The sequence below is a fragment of the Massilia polaris genome, assembly GCF_012927275.1.
In the GTDB taxonomy this organism is placed as follows: Bacteria; Pseudomonadota; Gammaproteobacteria; order Burkholderiales; family Burkholderiaceae_D; genus Telluria_A; species Telluria_A polaris.
Window position 1 is genome coordinate 1 of record NZ_JABBGG010000009.1, and the last position, 21,457, is coordinate 21,457.

16 protein-coding genes and 1 riboswitch are annotated in these 21,457 nt (G+C 64.5%); of the genes, 12 read left to right on the top strand and 4 right to left on the bottom strand.

Annotated features, from left to right (window positions below; genetic code table 11):
• Positions 1 to 170: 170 nt before the first annotated feature.
• Positions 171 to 2,978: a valine--tRNA ligase gene (locus tag HHL21_RS15655; RefSeq protein WP_169467526.1), complete on the bottom strand. Its 2,808-nt coding sequence runs from the start codon at positions 2,976 to 2,978 to the stop codon at positions 171 to 173.
• Positions 2,979 to 3,197: 219 nt separating this feature from the next.
• Here HHL21_RS15655 and HHL21_RS15660 point away from each other — a divergent pair, with 219 nt between their 5' ends.
• The 11 genes from HHL21_RS15660 (at position 3,198) to HHL21_RS15710 (ending at position 16,230) form a co-directional block, all read left to right on the top strand.
• Positions 3,198 to 4,886, top strand: a complete 1,689-nt coding sequence (locus HHL21_RS15660; RefSeq protein WP_169467528.1) for a DUF4214 domain-containing protein — start codon at positions 3,198 to 3,200, stop codon at positions 4,884 to 4,886.
• A gap of 326 nt (positions 4,887 to 5,212) precedes the next feature.
• A riboswitch (TPP riboswitch) is annotated at positions 5,213 to 5,323 on the top strand.
• Between the two features lie 62 nt (positions 5,324 to 5,385).
• Positions 5,386 to 7,266 (top strand): phosphomethylpyrimidine synthase ThiC, encoded by a 1,881-nt coding sequence (gene thiC, locus HHL21_RS15665; protein WP_169467530.1) that lies wholly within the window; start codon positions 5,386 to 5,388, stop codon positions 7,264 to 7,266.
• On the top strand, positions 7,263 to 7,466 hold the full coding sequence (thiS, locus tag HHL21_RS15670) for a sulfur carrier protein ThiS (protein WP_169467532.1): 204 nt from the start codon (positions 7,263 to 7,265) through the stop codon (positions 7,464 to 7,466). The genes thiC and thiS overlap by 4 nt, the downstream gene beginning before the upstream one ends.
• 21 nt (positions 7,467 to 7,487) lie before the next feature.
• Positions 7,488 to 8,273, top strand: coding sequence for a thiazole synthase (locus HHL21_RS15675; RefSeq protein WP_169467533.1), 786 nt, complete (start codon positions 7,488 to 7,490; stop codon positions 8,271 to 8,273).
• A complete protein-coding gene (thiD, locus tag HHL21_RS15680) occupies positions 8,270 to 9,013 on the top strand; it encodes a bifunctional hydroxymethylpyrimidine kinase/phosphomethylpyrimidine kinase (RefSeq protein WP_169467535.1) in 744 nt (247 codons plus the stop codon). The genes HHL21_RS15675 and thiD overlap by 4 nt, the downstream gene beginning before the upstream one ends.
• A gap of 13 nt (positions 9,014 to 9,026) precedes the next feature.
• On the top strand, positions 9,027 to 9,677 hold the full coding sequence (gene thiE, locus HHL21_RS15685; RefSeq protein WP_169467537.1) for a thiamine phosphate synthase: 651 nt from the start codon (positions 9,027 to 9,029) through the stop codon (positions 9,675 to 9,677).
• Positions 9,678 to 9,713: 36 nt separating this feature from the next.
• A complete protein-coding gene (locus tag HHL21_RS15690; RefSeq protein WP_169467538.1) occupies positions 9,714 to 10,346 on the top strand; it encodes an ANTAR domain-containing response regulator in 633 nt (210 codons plus the stop codon).
• A 284-nt stretch (positions 10,347 to 10,630) separates the two neighbouring features.
• Positions 10,631 to 11,188, top strand: coding sequence for a DNA-binding transcriptional response regulator (locus HHL21_RS15695; RefSeq protein WP_169467541.1), 558 nt, complete (start codon positions 10,631 to 10,633; stop codon positions 11,186 to 11,188).
• 1 nt (position 11,189) lies between these two features.
• Complete coding sequence (locus HHL21_RS15700; protein ID WP_206085812.1) at positions 11,190 to 11,612, top strand: response regulator; 423 nt, start codon at positions 11,190 to 11,192, stop codon at positions 11,610 to 11,612.
• A gap of 286 nt (positions 11,613 to 11,898) precedes the next feature.
• Entirely contained in the window at positions 11,899 to 13,827 is a 1,929-nt protein-coding gene (locus tag HHL21_RS15705; protein ID WP_169467543.1) for a M56 family metallopeptidase, read from the top strand.
• A gap of 96 nt (positions 13,828 to 13,923) precedes the next feature.
• Positions 13,924 to 16,230 (top strand): UvrD-helicase domain-containing protein, encoded by a 2,307-nt coding sequence (locus HHL21_RS15710; RefSeq protein WP_169467545.1) that lies wholly within the window; start codon positions 13,924 to 13,926, stop codon positions 16,228 to 16,230.
• A gap of 36 nt (positions 16,231 to 16,266) precedes the next feature.
• Here HHL21_RS15710 and HHL21_RS15715 read toward each other — a convergent pair whose 3' ends face one another.
• The 3 genes from HHL21_RS15715 to HHL21_RS15725 form a co-directional block, all read right to left on the bottom strand.
• Positions 16,267 to 17,049 (bottom strand): BPSS1780 family membrane protein, encoded by a 783-nt coding sequence (locus tag HHL21_RS15715; protein WP_169467547.1) that lies wholly within the window; start codon positions 17,047 to 17,049, stop codon positions 16,267 to 16,269.
• The gene (locus HHL21_RS15720) at positions 17,042 to 18,004 is read right to left on the bottom strand and encodes a homoserine kinase (protein WP_169467549.1); all 963 of its coding nucleotides are present in this window, start codon (positions 18,002 to 18,004) and stop codon (positions 17,042 to 17,044) included. Before HHL21_RS15720 ends, HHL21_RS15715 begins: the two co-directional genes overlap by 8 nt.
• A gap of 74 nt (positions 18,005 to 18,078) precedes the next feature.
• Positions 18,079 to 18,510: a hypothetical protein gene (locus HHL21_RS15725; RefSeq protein ID WP_169467551.1), complete on the bottom strand. Its 432-nt coding sequence runs from the start codon at positions 18,508 to 18,510 to the stop codon at positions 18,079 to 18,081.
• Between the two features lie 184 nt (positions 18,511 to 18,694).
• On the opposite strand from HHL21_RS15725, the gene polA reads away from it, so the two are divergent.
• Positions 18,695 to 21,448: a DNA polymerase I gene (polA, locus tag HHL21_RS15730; protein ID WP_169467553.1), complete on the top strand. Its 2,754-nt coding sequence runs from the start codon at positions 18,695 to 18,697 to the stop codon at positions 21,446 to 21,448.
• Positions 21,449 to 21,457 lie beyond the last annotated feature (9 nt).

Here is a 21,457-nt window from a genome sequence, read left to right on the forward strand (position 1 = left end):
CGCGAAAGGCTGGTTAGCCTCCTGAATGACGAACGGCCCGATCGCAAATACGACCGGGCCGTCAAAGCGACACCGAAGCGCTACGCCGTTCGCGTCATTAAGAAATCACCTTAACTGAACGGCATTAGGCCGGCGGCCCCTTTTTCATGACGGCGCTTGCCGCGGCTTGCTTAAGCTGCCGGCAGCTTGGCAAACTGCTCGCGCAGCTTGTCGATGGTTGCCGAGAAGTTGACCAGGCGTTCCTTCTCCTGCGCCACCACCGCTTCCGGTGCGCGCGCGACGAAGCTCTCGTTGCCCAGCTTGCCGTTGACCTTGGCGATCTCGCCTTCGATGCGTGCAATCTCCTTCGACAGGCGTTCGCGTTCTGCCTTGACGTCGATTTCCACCTTCAGCATCAGTTTGGTCGTGCCAACGATCGATACCGCCGCGGGCGACTCCGGCAGCGTGTCGACGATGCTCACCTCCGACAGCTTGCCGAGCGACTGGATGTACGGCGCGAAGCCCTGCATGCGCGCCTTGCCGCCGGCATCGGCCGCTTCAACGATCAGCGGCACGCGCAGCGACGGCGCCAGTTGCATTTCGCCGCGCAGGTTGCGGGTGGCGTCGGTCAGCGCTTTCAGCTGCGTCATCCATTCCTCTGCCCGCACGTCGATCAGCGTTTCATCGGCAACCGGGTACGGCTGGGTCATGATCGAGTCGCCGCTGCCCTCAAGGGTCTTGCCGGCCAGCGGAGCGATCGCCTGCCACAGGGCTTCGGTCACGAACGGCACGATCGGGTGCGCCATGCGCAGGATCACTTCCAGCACGCGCAGCAGGGTGTTGCGGGTTGCTTGCTGCTGGCCTTCGGTGCCTTGCTGGACCTGGACCTTGGCGACTTCCAGGTACCAGTCGCAGTATTCGTCCCAGACGAACTTGTAGATGGCCGCGGCGATGTTGTCGAAGCGGTAGTCTTCGAAGCCCTTCGCCACCTCGAGCTCCGCGCGCTGCATCAGCGACAGGATCCACTTGTCGGCCTGCGACAGGTCCGCATCCTTGGCTGTGCAGTCCTTGCCTTCGGTGTTCATCATCACGAAGCGGGTCGCGTTCCACATCTTGTTGCAGAAGTTGCGATAGCCTTCGGCGCGGCCCAGGTCGAAGTTGATGTTGCGGCCCAGCGATGCGTAGCTGGCCATGGTGAAACGCAGCGCGTCGGTGCCGTAGGCAGCGATACCTTCCGGGAATTCCTTGCGGGTCGCCTTGGCGATCTTGTCGGCATCGCGCGGGTTCATCAGGCCGGTGGTGCGCTTGCCGACCAGCGTTTCCACGTCGATGCCGTCGATCAGGTCGATCGGGTCGAGCGTGTTGCCCTTCGACTTGGACATCTTCTGGCCGCTCGAATCGCGCACCAGCCCGTGGACGTAGACGGTCTCGAATGGCACCTGGCCGGTGAAGTGGGTGGTCATCATCACCATCCTGGCGACCCAGAAGAAGATGATGTCGAAGCCGGTCACCAGCACCGACGACGGCAGGAAGGCCTTCATGTCAGGCGTTTCTTCCGGCCAGCCCATGGTCGAGAACGGGATCAGCGCGGACGAAAACCAGGTGTCGAGCACGTCGTCGTCGCGGCGCAGCGGCGCGGTCACGCCGGCGGCAAGCGCCTTGGCTGTCGCTTCTTCCTCGGTCTTGGCGACAAAGATATTGCCGGCGTCGTCGTACCACGCCGGGATGCGGTGGCCCCACCACAGCTGGCGCGAGATGCACCAGTCCTGGATGTTGTTGAGCCACTGGTTGTAGGTGGTGCTCCAGTTTTCCGGCACGAACCTGATCTCGCCGCCGGCGACTTTTTCAAGCGCGACTTCGGCGATCGACTTGCCAGGGAAGTGGGTACCTTCCGGCGCCGGCTTGCTCATGGCGACGAACCACTGGTCGGTCAGCATCGGCTCGATGACGACGCCGGTGCGGTCGCCGCGCGGCACTTGCAGCTTGTGCGGCTTGACTTCCTGCAGCAGGCCTTGCGCGTCGAGGTCGGCCACGATCTGCTTGCGCGCGGCGAAGCGGTCCATGCCGCGGTAGGCTTCCGGCGCGTCGTCGCTGATTTTCGCGTCGAGCGTCAGCACGCAGATCAGCGGCAGCTTGTTGCGCTGGCCGACCGCATAGTCGTTGAAGTCGTGGGCCGGCGTGATCTTCACGCAGCCGGTGCCGAACTCCTTGTCGGCGTATTCGTCGGCGATGATCGGGATTTCGCGCCCGGTCAGCGGCAGCTTGACCATCTTGCCGTGCATGGCCATGTAGCGTTCGTCGGTCGGGTCGACCGCGACGGCGACGTCGCCCAGCAGCGTTTCAGGACGGGTGGTCGCGACCGTGATGTGGCCGCTGCCGTCGGCCAGCGGGTACCTGATGTACCACATCGAGCCGTCTTCTTCTTCCGAGACCACTTCCAGGTCGGACACGGCGGTGCCGAGCACAGGGTCCCAGTTGACCAGCCGTTTGCCGCGGTAGATCAGGCCTTGTTCGTAGAGCCGCACGAAGACGTCGGACACGACTTTCGAGCGCGGTTCGTCCATCGTGAAGTATTCGCGCGCCCAGTCAGGCGAGGTGCCCATGCGGCGCATCTGGCCGGTAATCGTGTTGCCGGACTGTTCCTTCCACTCCCAGACTTTCTTGATGAACTCGTCGCGTCCGAGGTCGTGGCGCGAGATCTTCTGCGCGTCCAGCTGGCGCTCGACGACGATCTGGGTGGCGATGCCGGCGTGGTCGGTGCCCGGGATCCATGCGGTATTGAAGCCGCGCATGCGGTAGTAGCGGGTCAGGCCATCCATGATGGTCTGGTTGAAAGCGTGCCCCATGTGCAGCGTGCCCGTCACGTTCGGCGGCGGCAGCTGGATGCTGAACGACGGCTTGTCGGCATCGAGGGTGGCGGCGAAGTACCCGCGCTTTTCCCACTCGTTGCGCCAGAATTGTTCAATGTCGGCGGGCTCGAAAGACTTGGCTAATTCCATGGTTTGGCTGTGATGTATGCGAAAACAACCATTATAAGGGAGGGATGCGGGCAAATGATGCTGTGCAAAAAAAAGTGCTGCACGGATTTCCGCATGCTGCGATCCGGATTGTGGTGACGCGGAACTTATGCGAATCGCATTCGACACGGAATGTTAGCCACGGCCGCTTGTTTCACGCAATAATGTTGTTTATGAGTAACTAGCGCGATACAGGGAAACATGATTTCGTTCAGTTTTGCACGCTTTACCGACTCAACGTCGACGTTTGCCGATGCCGAATTCATTTTGCAACGGGCCATGGTGCTGGTGGGCCGGATCCTCGACCGGGAACTGGTTTCAGCGGCGAATGCAAACGTGACCCTGGACGTTAAAATCTTGCCCGAATCGACCCTGGGGCCAACGGTTAGCGCCGCCGCGGCGCCCAACTATTCGGGCCAGTTTCAGACTTCGCCCCAGGGTACGGTCCCTGCACCGGACGGCCTGGTCAACGATGTCGCGTTCAAGATTCAGACGGGCAAAAGCGCACTACTGCCGGCTTGGAACGGATTCACCATGACCGGCAACTGGAACAGCGACATTGCCGACGGGATCCTGGTGATTAGCGAGCCGACCATGGCCCGGCTGGTGGAACGCAGCGGCGAGTCGTTTACGGAGACGGACGATGTGATTGCCATTCTGGTTCACGAAGTGCTGCATATGCTGGGCATTTATGGCAGTGAGGATGCGCTGACGAAGCCTGCCGGTTCCGTGTGGGCCTCGCCGTTCGACCAGCTGGTCGAGGTAAGCGGGCAGTCCGCGGCATTTGCAGGGAGAGCCGCCCAGGCGATCTATGGGGACGAGGTTCCGTTGCGTCCGCTCGACAGCTGGACCAACGTTCACCACCTATACGTCATGAACACGCCTGAAGGTGCGGCCGGCGGCGAGCACGAGTATGTCGGTCCGGACAGCGACCTGATGAACGGCATCGTCGTTGAAGGCATGCAAATTTCCGATCTGGATGTCGCCGTGCTGGTGGACCTGGGCTACCGGAACGCGCGCACGCTCACCTCGCTGGACGGGCATACTTTTGTGCCCGGCGCGGGCGCGCAGACGGTTGATGGCACGCCGGCCGCGATCGACAATGCGTTCTTCGACGGCAGGCGTACTGATTTTTCCTTCACCAGGTCCGGTGATGGGGTGATCGTCACGAGTAAAGCGGCTCCGGCAGATGTTGCCCAGCTGCGCGGGATGGAGACGCTGTTGTTTTCGGATGGCAGCCTCGGCACGCAGTTCATCGGCACGGATGGCGGCGACCTGTTGCGCGGCACAGCAGCGAGCCAGACTATGTACGGCGGCCGCGGCAACGACAGCCTGGTCGGCGGCGGCGGCGTCGACATCGCGGTATTTTCAGGGAACGCCGCCGAATATGCCGTGGTCGCGAACGGCGCAGGATTGAGCGTGACAGACATGCTCGGACGGGACGGCCAGGATACGCTGGACGGCGTGCTGCGGCTTTGGTTCGCGGACAAGCACCTTGCCATGGACCTCGACGGGCACGCAGGCGACTTGTATCGGCTCTACCAGGCCGCTTTCGACCGCAAGCCTGACCTGGACGGTCTGGGCTATTGGATCCACGCCCTGGATGACGGAATGAGCCTTGCCGATATCGCCAGCGCGTTTATCGGTGCGCCAGAGTTCCAGGCGATGTATGGCCAGGCCCCGACCAACGCCGCGGCACTGACGAAGTTCTACCAGAACGTCCTGAACCGCGAGCCCGAAAAAGCCGGCTTCGACTATTGGCTTGATGCGATGACGAACCAAGGCGTGAGAATGAGTCAGGTACTGGTGTCGTTTAGCGACAGTGGGGAGAACCAGGCGCAGGTCGTTGGCAGTATTTCGGGCGGAATCGAGTACACGCTGTATTCCTGAGCTAAGCGCCAAAAAAAGGACGCCGAAGCGTCCTTTTTCATGTGTGCGAGACGCTTAGTTGCCGCAACCCAGCGCAGCGATGCGGTCGTGCGCCGCTTTCATCTGAGTCTCCGTCTGGAAGTCATGCCTGCGCGCTACGCCGGCCGTTTTGGAAAGTGCTGGGGCCGCATCGCTGCGACGGCTCGATCGTACTTCCATCAATTAAACGAACTGTTGTGTTTTTTGTAGCGTTCGCTGCCTGCCGCTTGACCGCGTCGGCAGCTAATGCGGAAAAAACCATACTGCCCGGTTCGCCACCAGTTATAATTTCCGCGCTGCCGCAAGGCGGCACACGCTAGGGGTCCTGCAATTCGCATTGTTTCGCGAGGCGCGGGTGAGAAACACCCTCTGAACCTGATCTGGATAATGCCAGCGAAGGGAAGCATGTCGACCATGGCCGGGCATTCGCTGCGCGGCGGGCCGTCGCTCCTTTGCTGGCTCCTGCACGCAAAGGAGCCACATGAATGCACAAGTGAAGTTTGACCCGGCCACCGCCACGCTGGACCAGGCGGCCATCGCGCCGTTTCCCAAATCCACCAAGGTCTATATCGAGGGTAGCCGGCCCGACATCCGCGTGCCGTTGCGCTCGGTCAGCCAGTCGCCCTCCGGCGGTGAAGACAACCCGCCCATCTTTTTGTACGACACCTCCGGCCCGTACAGCGACCCGGCCGCCGCCATCGATATCCGCTGCGGCCTGCCGCCGCTGCGCGCGGGGTGGATCGATGGGCGCGGCGATACCGAGGTGCTCGCCGGGCCAAGTTCCGACTACGGCCGCGCCCGCCTGGCCGACCCGGCGCTGGACCAGATGCGCTTCGCGCTGGCGCGCGCGCCGCGCCGGGCGCTGCCGGGCGCCAACGTCACCCAGATGCACTACGCGCGGCGCGGCATCATCACCGCGGAAATGGAATTCGTTGCGCTGCGCGAAAACCTGCGCCGCAAGGAATACCTGGCCCACCTGGAGCAGGCGGGTCCGCTCGGCCGCCGCACCGCCGGACTGCTTGGCCGCCAGCATCCGGGCCAGTCGTTCGGCGCCGCCATCCCGGCCGAGATTACGCCCGAGTTCGTGCGGTCCGAACTGGCGCGGGGCCGCGCGATCATTCCGGCCAACATCAATCACCCGGAGATCGAGCCGATGATCATCGGCCGCAACTTCCTCGTGAAGATCAACGCCAACATTGGCAATTCCGCGCTGACCTCGTCGATCGGTGAAGAAGTCGAAAAGATGACGTGGGCGATCCGCTGGGGCGCCGACAACGTGATGGACCTGTCCACCGGCAAACACATCCATGAAACGCGCGAATGGATCATCCGCAACAGCCCGGTGCCGATCGGCACGGTGCCGATCTACCAGGCGCTCGGAAAAGTCGGCGGCAAGGCCGAGGAGCTGACCTGGGAGATCTTCCGCGACACCTTGGTCGAACAGGCGGAGCAGGGCGTCGACTACTTCACGATCCACGCCGGCGTGCTGCTGCGCTACGTGCCGATGACTGCCAATCGCCTGACCGGCATCGTCTCGCGCGGCGGCTCGATCATGGCCAAGTGGTGCCTGGCGCACCACAAGGAGTCCTTCCTGTACACGCACTTCGAGGACATCTGCCAGATCATGAAGGCCTACGACGTGTCGTTCAGCCTCGGCGACGGCCTGCGTCCCGGCTCGATCTACGACGCCAACGACGAAGCCCAGCTGGCCGAACTGAAGACGCTGGGCGAGCTGACCCAGGTCGCGTGGAAGCACGACGTGCAGACCATGATCGAAGGGCCCGGCCACGTGCCGATGCAGCTCATTCAAGAGAACATGGAGCTGCAGCTGCAGCTGGAGCAGTGCGGCGAAGCTCCGTTCTACACGCTGGGGCCGCTGACCACCGACATCGCGCCGGGCTACGACCACATCACCTCCGGTATCGGCGCCGCGCAGATCGGCTGGTACGGCACCGCGATGCTGTGCTACGTTACGCCGAAGGAGCACCTCGGCCTGCCCAACAAGGACGACGTCAAGGAAGGCATCATCACCTACAAGATCGCCGCCCACGCGGCCGACCTGGCCAAGGGACACCCCGGCGCGCAGGTGCGCGACAACGCGCTGTCGAAGGCGCGCTTCGAGTTCCGCTGGGAAGACCAGTTCAACCTCGGACTCGATCCCGACAAGGCGCGCGCCTTCCACGACGAGACGCTGCCGAAAGACTCGGCCAAGGTCGCGCATTTCTGCTCGATGTGCGGGCCGCACTTCTGCTCGATGAAGATCACCCAGGAAGTACGCGAGTACGCCAGCCGCGGCATGCAGGAAAAGGCGATCGAGTTCGTCAAGGGCGGCGCGCAGCTTTACCCGAAGGAGGCGCCATGACCGCGATCGACGTCAACGGCGAAGCGCGCGAGGTGGCGCGGCAGTGCACTTTGCTCGAGCTGGTCGGCCAGCTGGAACTGGCCGGCCAGCCGCTGGCGCTGGCGGTCAACCGCGCGGTGGTGCCGCGCCAGCAGTGGAACGAGCGCCAGCTGCGCGATGGCGACAAGGTCGACATCGTGCGCGCGATTGGCGGCGGCTGAAAACTCACAGGACAAACAGACATGAACCCACAAGACAAACTTATCATCGCCGGCGTTGAATACGGCTCGCGCCTGCTGGTCGGCAGCGGCAAGTACCGCGACCTTGCGCAGACGCGCGAGGCCACCGACGCAGCCGGCGCCGACATCGTCACCGTCGCGATCCGCCGCGTGAACATCGGCCAGGACCCGCATGCGCCAAGCCTGCTCGACGTGCTGCCCCCAAGCCAGTACACGATCCTGCCCAACACCGCCGGCTGCTACACCGCCAGGGACGCGGTCTATACCTTGCAAATGGCGCGCGAGCTGCTGGACGGCCGCAAGCTGGTCAAGCTCGAAGTGCTGGGCGACGACAAGAGCCTGTACCCCAACATGCCCGAAACGCTGGCCGCCGCCGAAACCCTGGTGCGCGACGGCTTCGACGTGATGGTCTACTGCAGCGACGACCCGGTGCAGGCGCGCCTGCTGGAAGGAATCGGCTGCGTGGCGGTGATGCCGCTGGCGTCGCTGATCGGCTCGGGCATGGGCATCCTCAACCCGTGGAACCTGTCGCTGATTATCGAGCAGGCGACCGTGCCGGTGCTGGTCGACGCGGGCGTCGGCACAGCATCCGACGCCGCCATCGCGATGGAGCTGGGCTGCGACGGGGTCTTGATGAACAGCGCGATCGCGCTGGCGCAGGACCCGGTGCGCATGGCGCGCGCGATGCGGCTGGCGGTGCTGGCGGGCCGCGACGCCTTCCTGGCCGGCCGCATGCCGCGCCGCTTCAGCGCCTCGCCGTCGTCGCCGGTGGCCGGGCGGCTGCAGTGACGCGGCCGGCCGTCCTGGTGTTCTCCGGCCTCGATCCGTCCGGCGGCGCCGGCGTCGCAGCCGACGTCCAGGCCATCGCGGCGCAGGGCGCGCATGCGCTGCCGGTGGTGACGGCGCTGACGGTGCAGGACCACAACTGGGTCTACGACGTCGAGCCGGTCGACGCCTGCCTGCTCACGCGCCAGGCGCGCGTGCTGGCCGCTGCCTGCCGGATCAAGGCCATCAAGGTCGGCATACCCGGCAACCGCGCCAACGCCGAGGCGATCGCCTCGTTCATCCTCAGGCTGCGCGAAGACCATCCGGCGTTGCCGATGGTGCTCGACCCGGTGCTCGCAAGCGGCAATGGCGATCCGCTGTCGCGCGGCGGCGCGCTGGCGGCCATCGGGCCCTTGCTGGCGCTGGCCACCGTGGTGGTGCCGAACCTGGCGGAGGCGCAGGCGCTGGCGGGCGCGCGGTTTCCGCACCTGCTGGTCACCGGCGGCCACGCCAGCGGGCCCTCAGTGCGCAACCGCTGGCATGGCGAGGGCCAGTGCCGCGACTGGGAATGGCCGCGCCTCGCAGGCGGCTTCCACGGCAGCGGCTGCACCTTGTCGGCCGCGATCGCGGGCCGGCTGGCGCTGGGCGAGCCGGTCGTCCAGGCGCTCGAACGCGCGCAGGCCTACTGCCATGGCGCGCTCGCATCTTCATTCGCGCTCGGCGCCGGACAGCGCATCCCGGACCGCAGCGCGCACCCCGTTTAAAGGAGCACACTATATGCACCAAGGACTGTACCTCGGCACGCCCGACTGGGATGACACCGACCGCCTGGTCGAGACCACCCGCACCGCGCTGCACGCCGGCGCCGCGATGCTGCAATACCGGCACAAAGGCGCCAGCGCGCAGCTGCGGCGCGAGCAGGCGGCGGCGCTGCTGGCGCTGTGCCGCCGCTTCAACCGCCCGTTGATCATCAACGACCATGTCGAACTTTGCCTCACGCTGGACGCCGACGGCGTGCACCTGGGCGGCACCGACGCCTCGGTCGCACAGGCGCGCGGCGTGCTCGGGGCGGGCAAGATCGTCGGCGCGTCGTGCTACGGCGAGCTGGCGCTGGCCCGCGCCGCACAGCGCGACGGCGCCAGCTACGTGGCGTTCGGCGGCTTCTATCCGTCGCGCGTCAAGCAGTACAGCTTCCGCACCGAAGCTTCGATCGTGACGCAGGCGAAGACGGAGATCGCGCTGCCGGTCGTCGTCATCGGCGGCATGACGCCCGAAAACGCCGCGCCGCTGGTGGGGCGGGGCGCCGACATGGTCGCGGCGATCAGCAGCGTTTACACGGCCGCGGTGCCGGGCGCGGTGGTGCACGCGTTCGACGGCTTGTTTGCCGAGCGGGCGAAAAGCTGCGTAAACCATGGAGCCACCGTATAATCATTTTACATTTCGACGATTGAGGACTACCCGAAGATGACCACCGTGCCTGCCGCCAAACGACGCATCCTGATCGTCGACGACGACCCGATCCTGTTGCAGTTTATCGGCGAAATCCTGCGCCATGCCGGTTACGACACGGTGTCGGCATCGTCCGGCGCGCAAGCGATAGCACAGATCGAGGCGCGCGAGCCGGACATGGCCCTGCTCGACATCACCATGCCCGGCATGACGGGACTGGAGCTGGCGCGCCACCTGAACGAGCTGACCACGGTACCGTTCATGTTCCTGTCGGCGGTCGGCGACAGCGATTCGGCCCGCCAGGCGGCCGCCTATGGGGCGGTCGGCTACGTGGTCAAGCCGGTCGACGCCGAGCGCCTGATGGCGGCTTTCGAAGCCGGCCTGGCCCGCGCCGATGAAATCCGCCAGCTGCGCCGCACCGAAATGAACCTCAATGCCGCGCTCGCCGCCGGCCGCGAAACCAGCCTGGCCGTCGGCCTCTTGATGGGCAAGTTCCAGACCGACCGCAACACCGCGTTTGAAGTGCTGCGCGACCACGCGCGTTCAAGCCGCCGCAAGATCAACGAAGTCGCCGACCAGCTGCTGGCCGCTGAAGAAACGTTAAACAGTTTGCATGCCGGATTTGCAACCCGCCTGAAATCGAAATAAGCGATCAAGTCTGTTTATCGCGACAATTGTTAAAAAAAACCGGAAACTGTTGCTGTAGAGCCAGATTCCGGTAGACTTGCGATGTGGTACCAGTGACCCGCGCGAGGCCGTAACCCGCCTTGCGCCTGCAACACCAGCGCCGCCTTTCCCTCGCGGCCGACGCCTTGATCTCGGCCCAGCTCCGCCGATTGTCCTTCCCGAATCGTTGTTCGCTCCAGCCCACGGCAGCGCCGTGGCTTTGCGCCTTACCGATCCGGGTCACCGATGGTCCAGAAAGGAGTCGCATGAAAGCGGCAACCCCCCAATACAGAACAAGCGCGGCCCGGGGCCGCACGTTCGCGGCGCACATGCAGCGGCGCGCGCCCGCGGCCCCGCGTCGCACTGCGCCGCGCGGCGGCGCCGACATCCTGCTGATGGCCGAAGCCAGCGACATCGCCAGTGCAACCGAGCCGGATGCCGAGATCCACAATGAGGGCAGTGAGCCGGCCGTGCCGCGCGTGCTACTGGTCGACAAGGATGCGGAAAGTGCCGAGTCGCTTTCCCTGCTGATGATGCCGGAAGCGCACGTGATCCACGCGGCCACGCTGGCCGAAGCGCAGCACCTGCTTCGGCGCGACATCTTCGCGCTGGTCGTCATCGATCCCGCGCTGCCCGACGGTAATGCGGCGAGCCTGATGCCGCTGATTGTCGCCACGCCGGTGCTGGTCCATGCTCAGCGCGAACCAGCATGGCGCGAACCGATTGCCGCTTTCCTGCCAAAGCCATGGACTTCGCAGCGCTGCCTGTGGAGCACCATTTCGCGCCTGCTGGGCGTGCCGACCGATATGTCTGCCGGAGACTGACATGATGAATGCAACCCACTCCCGGGACGTGTTGAAATCGATCCTGTACGTCGAGGACGACCTGCACGTGCGCACCGCCGCCAAACTGGTGCTGGAAGTAATCGGCAAGCTTGAAGTGCGCGATTGCAGCTCCGGCGAGGAAGCGCTGGCGGCCGCGCATGGTTTCCAGCCGGACCTGATCCTTCTCGACGTCATGATGCCCGAGCTCGACGGCCTTGCCACGCTCGAACGGCTACGCAGCATGCCGCACCTGGCCGACACCCCGGCGCTGTTCATCACCGGCCTGACCAAGGCCTGCGACATGGAACGCTACACCGATGTCGGCGCGATTGGCGTCATCCCCAAGCCGCTGGAGCCGCTCCGTCTCACCGACCAGCTGCGCACGCTCTGGGAACGCCATCAGCTCGGCTATACCGACGCATAAAAGGCCAGCAATAAGAAATACCTCGAAGAAAATCGGGGTCCGTCCCCGGGGACGGACCCCGATTTTCTTGGGGGCATTCCCTGCATCCTGTTCCCACGTTGTTGCCGTCTGTCGCACGGCGCTGGAGCCTTTCCCTATCCTTGCCTAAAGTCCAACCACATCGGCTGCCGCTCGCCGCCGCAAAGTAGAAAAAAACTTCTAGACAAATCAATCTAGATATTTTATTCTACATTCAACGATACGGAGACTTCATGACAACGTTCCGCCTTTCACCTGGAGTTGCACGATGAGCGCGCTGCTGCCTGCGCTGGCATGGGCGCTGCTCGACTTCGTATGGCAGGGATTGCTGATCGGCTGGGGCGCGGCGCTGGTGCTGGCGGCCATGCGTACCGCGCGCCCCCAGTCGCGCTACGCCGTGGCCTGTGCCGCGCTGCTGCTGTGCGCGGCGCTGCCGCTGGCCGGCGTGATTGAGCGCAATGCTGATGTGCAGGCCTTGAACTCGACCTTCCTGCCGCTCGCGAGCGCAGATGCCGGGCAGGGCGTCTCCATGCTGACCAGCACCGAGCCGGCGACCTTGCTCGCCGGCCGCCTGGCCGGTTGGGAGCAGGCCTTGCAGGCGCGCCTGCCGCTGGTGGTGCTGCTGTGGTCCTGTGGCGCGGCGCTGCTGGCGCTGCGCATGGCGGTGGGCCTGGCTTGGGTGCGGCGCCTGACCAGCACCGGCCAGCATCGCGCCGATCCCGCATGGCAGGCGCGCCTCGACCGGATGGCCGCAGGCTTCGGCATTTCACGCCGCGTCGTGCTGGGCCTTGTCGACGATATCCAAAGCCCGGTCACGGCCGGCTGGTGGCGGCCGGTGGTGCTGGTGCCTGCCTCGCTCATTTCCGGCATGCCGCCGCAACTGCTCGAAGCGCTGCTGGCGCACGAACTGGCGCACATCCGGCGCCACGATTACCTCGTCAACCTGGTGCAGGGCGCGATCGAGATCGTGCTGTTCTACCACCCCACCGTGTGGTGGCTGTCGAGCCGCATCCGCGTTGAACGCGAACAGGTTGCAGATGATTTAGCCGCAAGCATGCTGGGCGAACCGCGGCGCCTGGCACTTGCATTGTCCGAGCTGGACCAGTTCCAGTTCTCCATCCCTCAACTCGCCCATGCGGCACACGGAGGAAACCTTATGTCACGCATCAAACGCCTGGTACGCCCGGATACCGAACCGCTTAACTGGAAGATGGCGCTGCCCGCGCTTGGCCTCGCGGCGGCCTTTGCCGGCTTCTATGTCCACGCCCAGTCCACGCCGCCAACGCCGCCGGCGCCGCCAGTGCCGTCCGTCGCCGACATGCCCGCCCCACCGGCCCCACCGGCAGCGCCGGCAGCGGCCAAGCGGCACCAGCTGCCCGAACCACCGGCGCCGCCAGCACCGCCTGCGCCGCCACCGCCGCCGCCAAAATGGAGCGTCGACCGGGCACCGGGCGAACTGTCCTACGCGATTGTTCGCGCCGATGAACGCGGCGGCACCAGCATGAATGGCCACAGCGACGATTTCGACGACCTGAAAGCCGCGAAGCGCGCGGTCAAGGGCGAGTTCCTGTGGTTCCGCGACCGTAACGGCAAGGCCTACATCGTGCAGGACGCAGGCATCATGGCCCGCGTCCACAAGGCGTGGGAGCCGCTCGACCGCCTGGGCAAGAAGATGGACGTGCACGGCAAGGAGATGGACCAGCACGGCAAGGTCATGGAATCGCTGGGCCGCGAAATGACCGCCGCCGCTCCCGCCACCGTCCAAAGCGCCGCAATGCGCAGCGCCGAGCGCGACATCGAAGCGCTGGGCCGCGAGCAGGAGAAGCTCGGACGCGACATGGAAAAACTCGGCCGCGCAATGGCGGAGGGAACGCCGGCCCAGCGTGACAGCAAGGCGCGCGAAATGGACCGGCTGGCGGCAAAGATGGACGTGCTGTCGCATGAGATGGACAAGCACGCCAGGGTAATCGAGCAGGAGTCGCGCCAGATCGAAAAGGCCAGCAAGCCGATGGAAGCGATCGGCGCGCGGATGGAGCAGGCCGGGCGTCCGATGGAAGCCATCGGCAAGAAGATGGAAGTGCTCGGCAAGCAGATGGAAACGGAAAGCCGCGCCGCCGGCAAGACCGTGCGCAGCCTGATCGACGAAGCGATTTCGAAGGGCCTGGCCAAGCCTGCCCCGGGTTCGGGCGCAAGCTGATTTTGCCCGGTCCCGCGCTGGCATAGTTAATCTGCCAACGCGGGACCGGCGCCGATTCGGGCATCGGGAACCCACCCCTCCCGGTATAATCACGGGATGCAAAATCTCCTCCACAATCTCAATCCCGAACAACTCGCCGCCGTCACCCTGCCGCAGCAAAGCGCCCTGATCCTGGCGGGCGCCGGTTCGGGAAAAACGCGCGTGCTGACCACCCGCATCGCGTGGCTGATCCAGACCGGCCAGGTGTCGCCGGCCGGGATCATGGCCGTGACCTTTACCAATAAGGCCGCGAAGGAGATGCTGACGCGGCTGTCGGCGATGCTGCCGATCAGTACGCGCGGGATGTGGATCGGTACCTTCCACGGGCTGTCCAACCGCCTGCTGCGCACCCACTACCGCGACGCCGCGCTGCCGCAAACCTTCCAGATCCTCGACTCGCAAGACCAGCTGTCGATGATCAAGCGCCTGCTCAAGGCGAACAACGTCGACGATGAAAAGTACCCGGCCAAGGCCCTGATGTACTTCATCAACAACGCCAAGGACCAGGGCCTGCGCGCCAGCCAGGTCGAGGCGTTCGACCCGATCGAACGCAAGATGGTCGAGCTGTACGAGCTGTACGACATGCAGTGCCAGCGCGAGGGCGTGGTCGATTTCGCCGAGCTGCTGCTGCGCTGCTACGAACTGCTGTCGCGTAACCAGCCGCTGCGCGAGCACTACCAGACGCGCTTCCGCCACATCCTCGTCGACGAGTTCCAGGATACCAACGACCTGCAATACCGCCTGCTCAAGCTGCTGGCCGGCCACGGCGAACGCCATGGCGGCGCGCTGTTCGCGGTCGGCGACGACGACCAGAGCATCTACGCGTTCCGCGGCGCGAACGTGGGCAACATGAGCGCGTTCGAACGCGAGTTCAAGGTCGAGAACCTGATCAAGCTGGAGCAGAACTACCGCTCGCACGGCCACATCCTCGACAGCGCCAACCAGCTGATCTCCAATAACAGCAAGCGCCTCGGCAAAAACCTGCGCACCGACGCGGGCCACGGCGAGCCGGTGCGCATCTACGAAGCGTCGTCCGACCTCGAAGAAGCGCAGTGGATCATCGAGGAAGCCAAGAGCCTGATGGCTGAAGGATCTTCGCGCAGCGAAATCGCGATTTTGTACCGCTCCAACGCGCAATCGCGCGTGATCGAACACGCGCTGTTCGCGGCCGGCCTGCCGTACACCGTGTACGGCGGCCAGCGCTACTTCCAGCGCGCCGAGGTCAAGCACGCCATCGCCTACCTGCAGCTGATGGACAATCCGCACAACGATTCGGCTTTCCTGCGCGTGGTGAATTTCCCGACGCGCGGCATCGGCATGCGCACCATCGAGCAGCTGCAGGCGGCGGCCGACCAGTACCGCGTGTCGCTGTATGCGGCGGTGCCTTATGTGGCGGGCAAGGGCGGTTCGTCGCTGAACAGCTTTGTACGATTGATCGAAGGCGCGCGTTTCGAAACGCAGCAGCTGTCGCTGCCCGAGATGGTGCGCGTGGTGCTCGAGTCCAGCGGCCTGCTGACGCACTACCAGAACGAAAAAGAAGGCGCCGACCGCATCGAAAACCTCGAGCAGATGGTCAACGCGGCGACCCAGTTCGTGCAGGAGGAAGGCTTCGGCCAGAGCGCCCCGGCGCATCTCGGACCGCAAGCGCAGGCGCAGGCCGGCGACGCCATCGTCAACCAGGACGGCATCGAGATCCTCGACGCCGATGTGCCGCTGTCGACCGTGATGTCGCCGCTGTCAGCCTTCCTGTCGCACGCATCGCTGGAAGCTGGCGACGCCCAGGCGCAGGCAGGGCAGGACGCGCTGCAGCTGATGACGGTGCACTCGGCCAAGGGCCTTGAATTCGACGCGGTGTTCATCACCGGCCTTGAAGAAGGCCTGTTCCCGCATGAGAGCAGTTCGCGCGAGATGGATGGCGTCGATGAAGAGCGGCGCCTGATGTACGTGGCGATCACGCGTGCACGCCGCCGCCTGTATATGAGCTTTACGCAGACGCGCATGCTGCATGGCCAGACCCGCTACAACATGAAGTCGCGCTTCTTCGACGAGCTGCCTGAAGAGGCGCTGAAGTGGCTGTCGCCGCGCGTGCAGGCCCAGTGGTTCGGCAACAAGAAGTCGGCGTGGGACGATGCGAAGTTCAGCGGCGGATCGGATAACAAGATCGCGCAGCAGATCACGCAGAAGTCCGCCAGCGGCCCGGGCTGGCGCATCGGCGAGTCCGTCGCGCACGGCAAATTCGGCGAGGGCGTGATCGTCAATATCGAGGGCAGCGGCGGGAACGCGCGCGCCCAGATCAACTTTGGTCGGGCCGGGATGAAGGTGCTCGACCTGTCAGTGGCCAAACTGGAGCGCGTTGGCGGTTAATTCGTCGTTCCTCCCGCTAAGGGGGGAACGACAAGATCAGGCGTCGTTGGCTGGGACTGGCTGCGTCAGCTCGGCTTCCGGCGCGCCGAACAGGCGGCAGTAGATCGCATAGAACGAGCAGAAGGCCGCGATCGTGTAGATAAGCGAAACCGTGATCAGCACCGGCTGAAACATCGAGGTGCGTCCGAAGATCAGGAATACGACCTGCCCAATGATCGCGCTGATGCCGAACCACGAGAGCGCGAAAACCATGAACGCCTTGGTCGCGCCAAGGATACCGACCACACTGTAGAACACGGCCTTGCCGACGCCCATGCGCTTCCAGTGGACCAGCGGTCCGGTGAACGCCAGCAGTACGAACGAAATGAGCTGGGCGAATGCTGTAAACAGGATCGCCGCTCCGAACGCCGAGTTTTTCGTTTCCGGGGCATCCGGCTCAAGCTGGCGCAGCAGGACCTGCAGCCATACACCGCCATCGACCAGCGTGGAGGCGGCAATCGCAAGCATGGCCAGCGCCATGTAAACCAGGCCAAGCTTGATCAGCGTTGGAAATGCGGGCGAACGGAACCCCGTCAGCAGCAGGCCCGGATGGACGCGCTTGCCCTGCTCGGCATTGGCGCAGCCCTGCATGAAGGCCACGGTAAATATCGGCACCAGCAGGTAGGACAGCAGTTTGCCGACCAGCGGCACAAGGCCGAGCGCGACTGCCACCAGCACGTAGCCGAAGAACAGGGCGCCCAGGCCCAGCGGCTGCTTGCGGAACAGGGCAAAGCCTTGCTTGACCCAGTTCCAGCCTTCGCGCGCTGGTAATTTATTCATGAAACAGCTCCGGTGCCGGTGTGGCGATACGTTCGCGCAGGATGCGCTCGAAATGGGTGGGATCGTGCGGGGTCAGCATTTCGGCCTCGCGCGGCTGGTGGAAATCGTACAGGCGCGACAGCCAGAAGCGCAGCGCGGCCGCGCGCAGCATCGGCTGCCACGAGGCGTGTTCGTCCGCAGTGAACGGGCGCTCGGCATGGTAAGCGTCGAGCATCGCGCGTGCGCGCGCCACGTCGATCTCGCCGGTCGCAAGGTCGATGCACCAATCGTTAACGGTGACGGCGACATCGAACAGCCAGGTGTCGCAGCCGGCGAAATAGAAATCGAAGAAGCCGGTCAGCTGCTCGCCGACGAACATCACGTTATTGCGGAACAGGTCTGCATGCACCGGACCGCGCGGCAGCGCCGCGTAAGGCGCGCAGCCGTGGAAGGCGCCCTGGAAGTGCATTTCGGCGCGCAGCAGGTGGGCGTTGGCGTCGTCGAGGCAAGGCAGCACCGCCGGCGTGGTCCCGTTCCACCAGTCGATGCCGCGCAGGTTCGGCTGCTGCATCGGGAAGTCGCGCCCGGCCACATGCATCCGTGCCAGCATCGCGCCGACAGCCGCGCAGTGCGCCGGCTGCGGATCCATTTGCGACCTGCCTTCGAGCTTGCTGACGATGGCCGCCGGCTTGCCCTGCAGGGGAACCACCAGCTCGCCCTGGTCGTTGGCCACCGGCGCAGGCACGGGAATGCCGCGCACGGCAAGGTGGCGCATCAGGTTCAGGTAGAACGGCAGCTGGTCGAAACCGAGGTTTTCGAAGATGGTGAGCACGTACTCGCCGCGCTCGGTCGTGAGGAAGAAATTGCTGTTCTCAATGCCTGATGCGATGCCTTTGAGCGCCTGTGCGTTGCCAAGAGGGAACTGCTTGATCCACTGGGTGAGGTCACCCAGCCCGACCGCGGTAAATACTGCCATGTGAACGCGAAAAAAGAGAAAGAGTCAGTTGGGAACGGCGCGTTTGCGAGCCCGGATGTCCGGGCATCAAGGCCTTACTTGGCCGGCGGCGGCGGAGGAACAGCCGCAGGTGGCGCGGCAGCGGCGGCGGCTGCCGCTTCTTCGTCGCGCTGGGCCTGCTTTTTCTTACTCAGGTCAAACTCCAGCACTTTCCATTGCGGCGGACGCAGCGTGCTGCCGGTGCCGACGCTGGTTTCGGTGACGCTGGCCGGGTTGCTGCCCTTCATCGTGTAGGTGCTCTTGCCGCTCTTGACCTCCACTTCCCTGACCTGGCCGCCGTCACGGGTTTCCCTGACCTTGCGCTGCTCGTCGCGCTGCGGCACGATGGTGACCGGCGTGTCGCTGCCTTCTTCGATGCGCTCCAGCTTCGGCGGCGCGTCGCTCGGTTTGGTCTGTGCATATGCAGCCCCGCCATTGGCCAACAGGAAGAGGGCAAGCAGTTTCACGGCTGGGGATGTGCGCATCATGATGGTCACCTATATTCGTTGCGACCATTGTAACAAACACCTGTGCTTCCCTGTGAAAATGGTCCGAATCGTGCCCAGACGCTGGACTGTACGGGCCGTGTCGTTGCGTTTTCTTCATGCGCGATTCTGCGATAATGGCAGTTATTCGCCGGCGCCACGCCCGGCCCACCTTCTTATTGGCACTATGCAAAATACCCTGTTGTTAGTTGACGGTTCCAGTTACCTGTACCGCGCTTTCCACGCGCTGCCTGACCTGCGCAGCCCGGAAGGCCACCCGACCGGCGCCATGCACGGCATGGTCAACATGCTGCGCCGCCTGCGCCAGGATTACCCGGCCGCCTACATCGCCTGCGTGTTCGATGCGAAGGGCAAGACTTTCCGCGACGACATGTATCCCGAATACAAGGCAACGCGCGCGTCGATGCCGGATGACCTGCGCCTGCAGATCGAGCCGATCCACGAAGCGGTCAAACACATGGGCTGGCCGATCCTGATGGTCGAGGGCGTCGAAGCGGACGACGTGATCGGCACCTTGTCGGTGCAGGCGTCGGCGCTCGGCATGAACACCATCGTCTCGACCGGCGACAAGGACCTGGCCCAGCTGGTCAACGACAAGGTCATGCTGATCAACACGATGACCAATGAAAAGCTCGACGAAGCCGGCGTGCTGGCCAAGTTCGGCGTGCCGCCGAACCGCATCATCGACTACCTGACCCTGATCGGCGATACCGTCGACAATATCCCGGGCGTGAGCAAGTGCGGTCCGAAGACCGCGCTCAAATGGCTGACGCAGCACGGCAGCCTGCAGGGCGTCATCGACAACCACCACACGGTCAGCGGCGCGGTCGGCGAGAACCTGCGCAGCGCGCTCGAATGGCTGCCGCAAGGCCGCACCCTGATCACGGTGAAAACCGACTGCGACCTGTCGGGGCACATGGTGTCGATCTCGGAAACGCTGGTTGGGAAGGACGAGAATAAAGAAGGCCTGCGCGACTTCTTCCAGCGCTACGGCTTCAAGACGCTGCTGCGCGAAATCGGCGCGGCGGTCGATGCGGGCGGCGCGGCTGCCAGCGGCGTGCTGCTTAATTCGCCGGAGGGCGACCTGTTCGGCATCGCCGCCACGCCGGTCATCCGCGGTGAGTACGAGACCGTGCTGACCGAGGACGCGCTCGACAAATGGCTGGCGCTGGTGGACGCGGCCGAACTGACCTCGGTCGACACCGAAACCACCTCGCTCGATCCGATGACGGCGCAAATGGTCGGCATCTCGCTGAGCGTCGAACCAGGCAAGGGCGCCTACATTCCGGTGGCGCACCGGTACGCTGGCGTGCCCGAGCAGCTGTCGCGCGAACTCGTGCTCGGCAAACTGCGCGCCTGGCTGGAAGACCCGGCCAAGCCGAAGGTCGGCCAGAACCTCAAGTACGACAGCCACATCTTCGCCAACCACGGCGTGGCCTTGCGCGGCATCATGCACGACACGCTGCTGCAATCGTACGTGTTCGAATCGCACAAGCCGCACGACATGGATGGCCTGGCGATGCGCCACCTCGGCTACACGACCATTCCGTTCACCGAGGTGTGCGGCAAGGGCGCTGGCCAGATCTGCTTCGACCAGGTCGAGCTGTCGCGCGCGACCGAGTACGCAGGCGAAGACTCCGACATCACGCTGCGCCTGCACCACGCGATGAAGGGCCACGTCGAAAGCAGCGAGAAACTCAATTTCATCTACCGCCAGATCGAGCTGCCGACCTCCGTGGTGCTGCAGAAGATCGAACGCAACGGCGTGCTGATCGACTCGGCGCTGCTTGACACCCAGTCGAACGAACTTGGTGCGCGCATGATGGAGCTGGAGCGCAAAGCGCACGAACTGGCCGGCGGTCCATTCAACCTTGGCTCGCCGAAGCAGATCGGTGAAATCTTCTTCGGCAAGCTGCAACTGCCGGTGATTAAAAAGACCCCGAGCGGCGCGCCGTCGACCGACGAGGAGGTGCTGCAAAAGCTGGCCGAAGACTTCCCGCTGCCGAAGGTACTGCTGGAGCACCGCAGCCTGTCGAAGCTGAAGTCGACCTACACCGACAAGCTGCCGAAGATGGTCAACCGCGAGACCGGCCGCGTGCACACCAATTATGCGCAGGCGGTTGCGGTGACGGGGCGCCTGTCGTCGAACGACCCGAACCTGCAGAACATCCCGATCAGGACAAGCGAAGGGCGTCGCATCCGCGAAGCGTTTATCGCACCGCCGGGCAGCGTGATCGTATCGGCCGACTACTCGCAGATCGAGCTGCGTATCATGGCGCACATCTCTGAAGACGAAGCGATGCTGCGCGCGTTCGCCGAAGGCGAGGACATCCACCGCGCGACCGCCGCCGAAATCTTCGGCGTCGCGCCTGCTGACGTCGACAGCGAACAGCGGCGCTACGCCAAGGTCATCAACTTCGGCCTGATCTACGGCATGAGCGCCTTCGGGCTGGCCGGCAACCTTGGCGTTGACCGAGCCGCGGCCCAGAGCTACATCGACAAATACTTCGCGCGCTTCTCGGGCGTCAAGCAGTACATGGACGACACCCGCATGCAAGCGAAGGCGCGCGGCTATGTCGAAACCGTATTCGGGCGGCGCCTGTGGCTCCCGGAGATCAACTCGCCGAACGGTCCGCGCCGCCAGGGCGCCGAGCGCGCCGCGATCAACGCGCCGATGCAAGGCACTGCGGCCGACCTGATCAAGCTGGCGATGATTGCGGTGCAGGGCTGGCTGGAGACAAGCGGCATGGCCACGCGCATGGTGATGCAGGTGCACGATGAACTGGTGCTCGAAGTGCCGGAAGCGGAGCTCGAGATCGTCAAGGTCAAGCTGCCGGAGCTGATGGCTGGTGTCGCGCAACTGAGTGTCCCGCTGCTGGCCGAGGTCGGCGTCGGCCCGAACTGGGACCAGGCCCACTAACTGCAGGAA

Coding starts and splice junctions, on each gene's coding strand:
- HHL21_RS15655 (WP_169467526.1), bottom strand. CDS start 2,978: ATGGAATTAGCCAAGTCTTTCGAGCCCGCCGACATTGAACAATTCTGG.
- HHL21_RS15660 (WP_169467528.1), top strand. CDS start 3,198: ATGATTTCGTTCAGTTTTGCACGCTTTACCGACTCAACGTCGACGTTT.
- thiC (WP_169467530.1), top strand. CDS start 5,386: ATGAATGCACAAGTGAAGTTTGACCCGGCCACCGCCACGCTGGACCAG.
- thiS (WP_169467532.1), top strand. CDS start 7,263: ATGACCGCGATCGACGTCAACGGCGAAGCGCGCGAGGTGGCGCGGCAG.
- HHL21_RS15675 (WP_169467533.1), top strand. CDS start 7,488: ATGAACCCACAAGACAAACTTATCATCGCCGGCGTTGAATACGGCTCG.
- thiE (WP_169467537.1), top strand. CDS start 9,027: ATGCACCAAGGACTGTACCTCGGCACGCCCGACTGGGATGACACCGAC.
- HHL21_RS15690 (WP_169467538.1), top strand. CDS start 9,714: ATGACCACCGTGCCTGCCGCCAAACGACGCATCCTGATCGTCGACGAC.
- HHL21_RS15695 (WP_169467541.1), top strand. CDS start 10,631: ATGAAAGCGGCAACCCCCCAATACAGAACAAGCGCGGCCCGGGGCCGC.
- HHL21_RS15700 (WP_206085812.1), top strand. CDS start 11,190: ATGATGAATGCAACCCACTCCCGGGACGTGTTGAAATCGATCCTGTAC.
- HHL21_RS15705 (WP_169467543.1), top strand. CDS start 11,899: ATGAGCGCGCTGCTGCCTGCGCTGGCATGGGCGCTGCTCGACTTCGTA.
- HHL21_RS15710 (WP_169467545.1), top strand. CDS start 13,924: ATGCAAAATCTCCTCCACAATCTCAATCCCGAACAACTCGCCGCCGTC.
- HHL21_RS15715 (WP_169467547.1), bottom strand. CDS start 17,049: ATGAATAAATTACCAGCGCGCGAAGGCTGGAACTGGGTCAAGCAAGGC.
- HHL21_RS15720 (WP_169467549.1), bottom strand. CDS start 18,004: ATGGCAGTATTTACCGCGGTCGGGCTGGGTGACCTCACCCAGTGGATC.
- HHL21_RS15725 (WP_169467551.1), bottom strand. CDS start 18,510: ATGATGCGCACATCCCCAGCCGTGAAACTGCTTGCCCTCTTCCTGTTG.
- polA (WP_169467553.1), top strand. CDS start 18,695: ATGCAAAATACCCTGTTGTTAGTTGACGGTTCCAGTTACCTGTACCGC.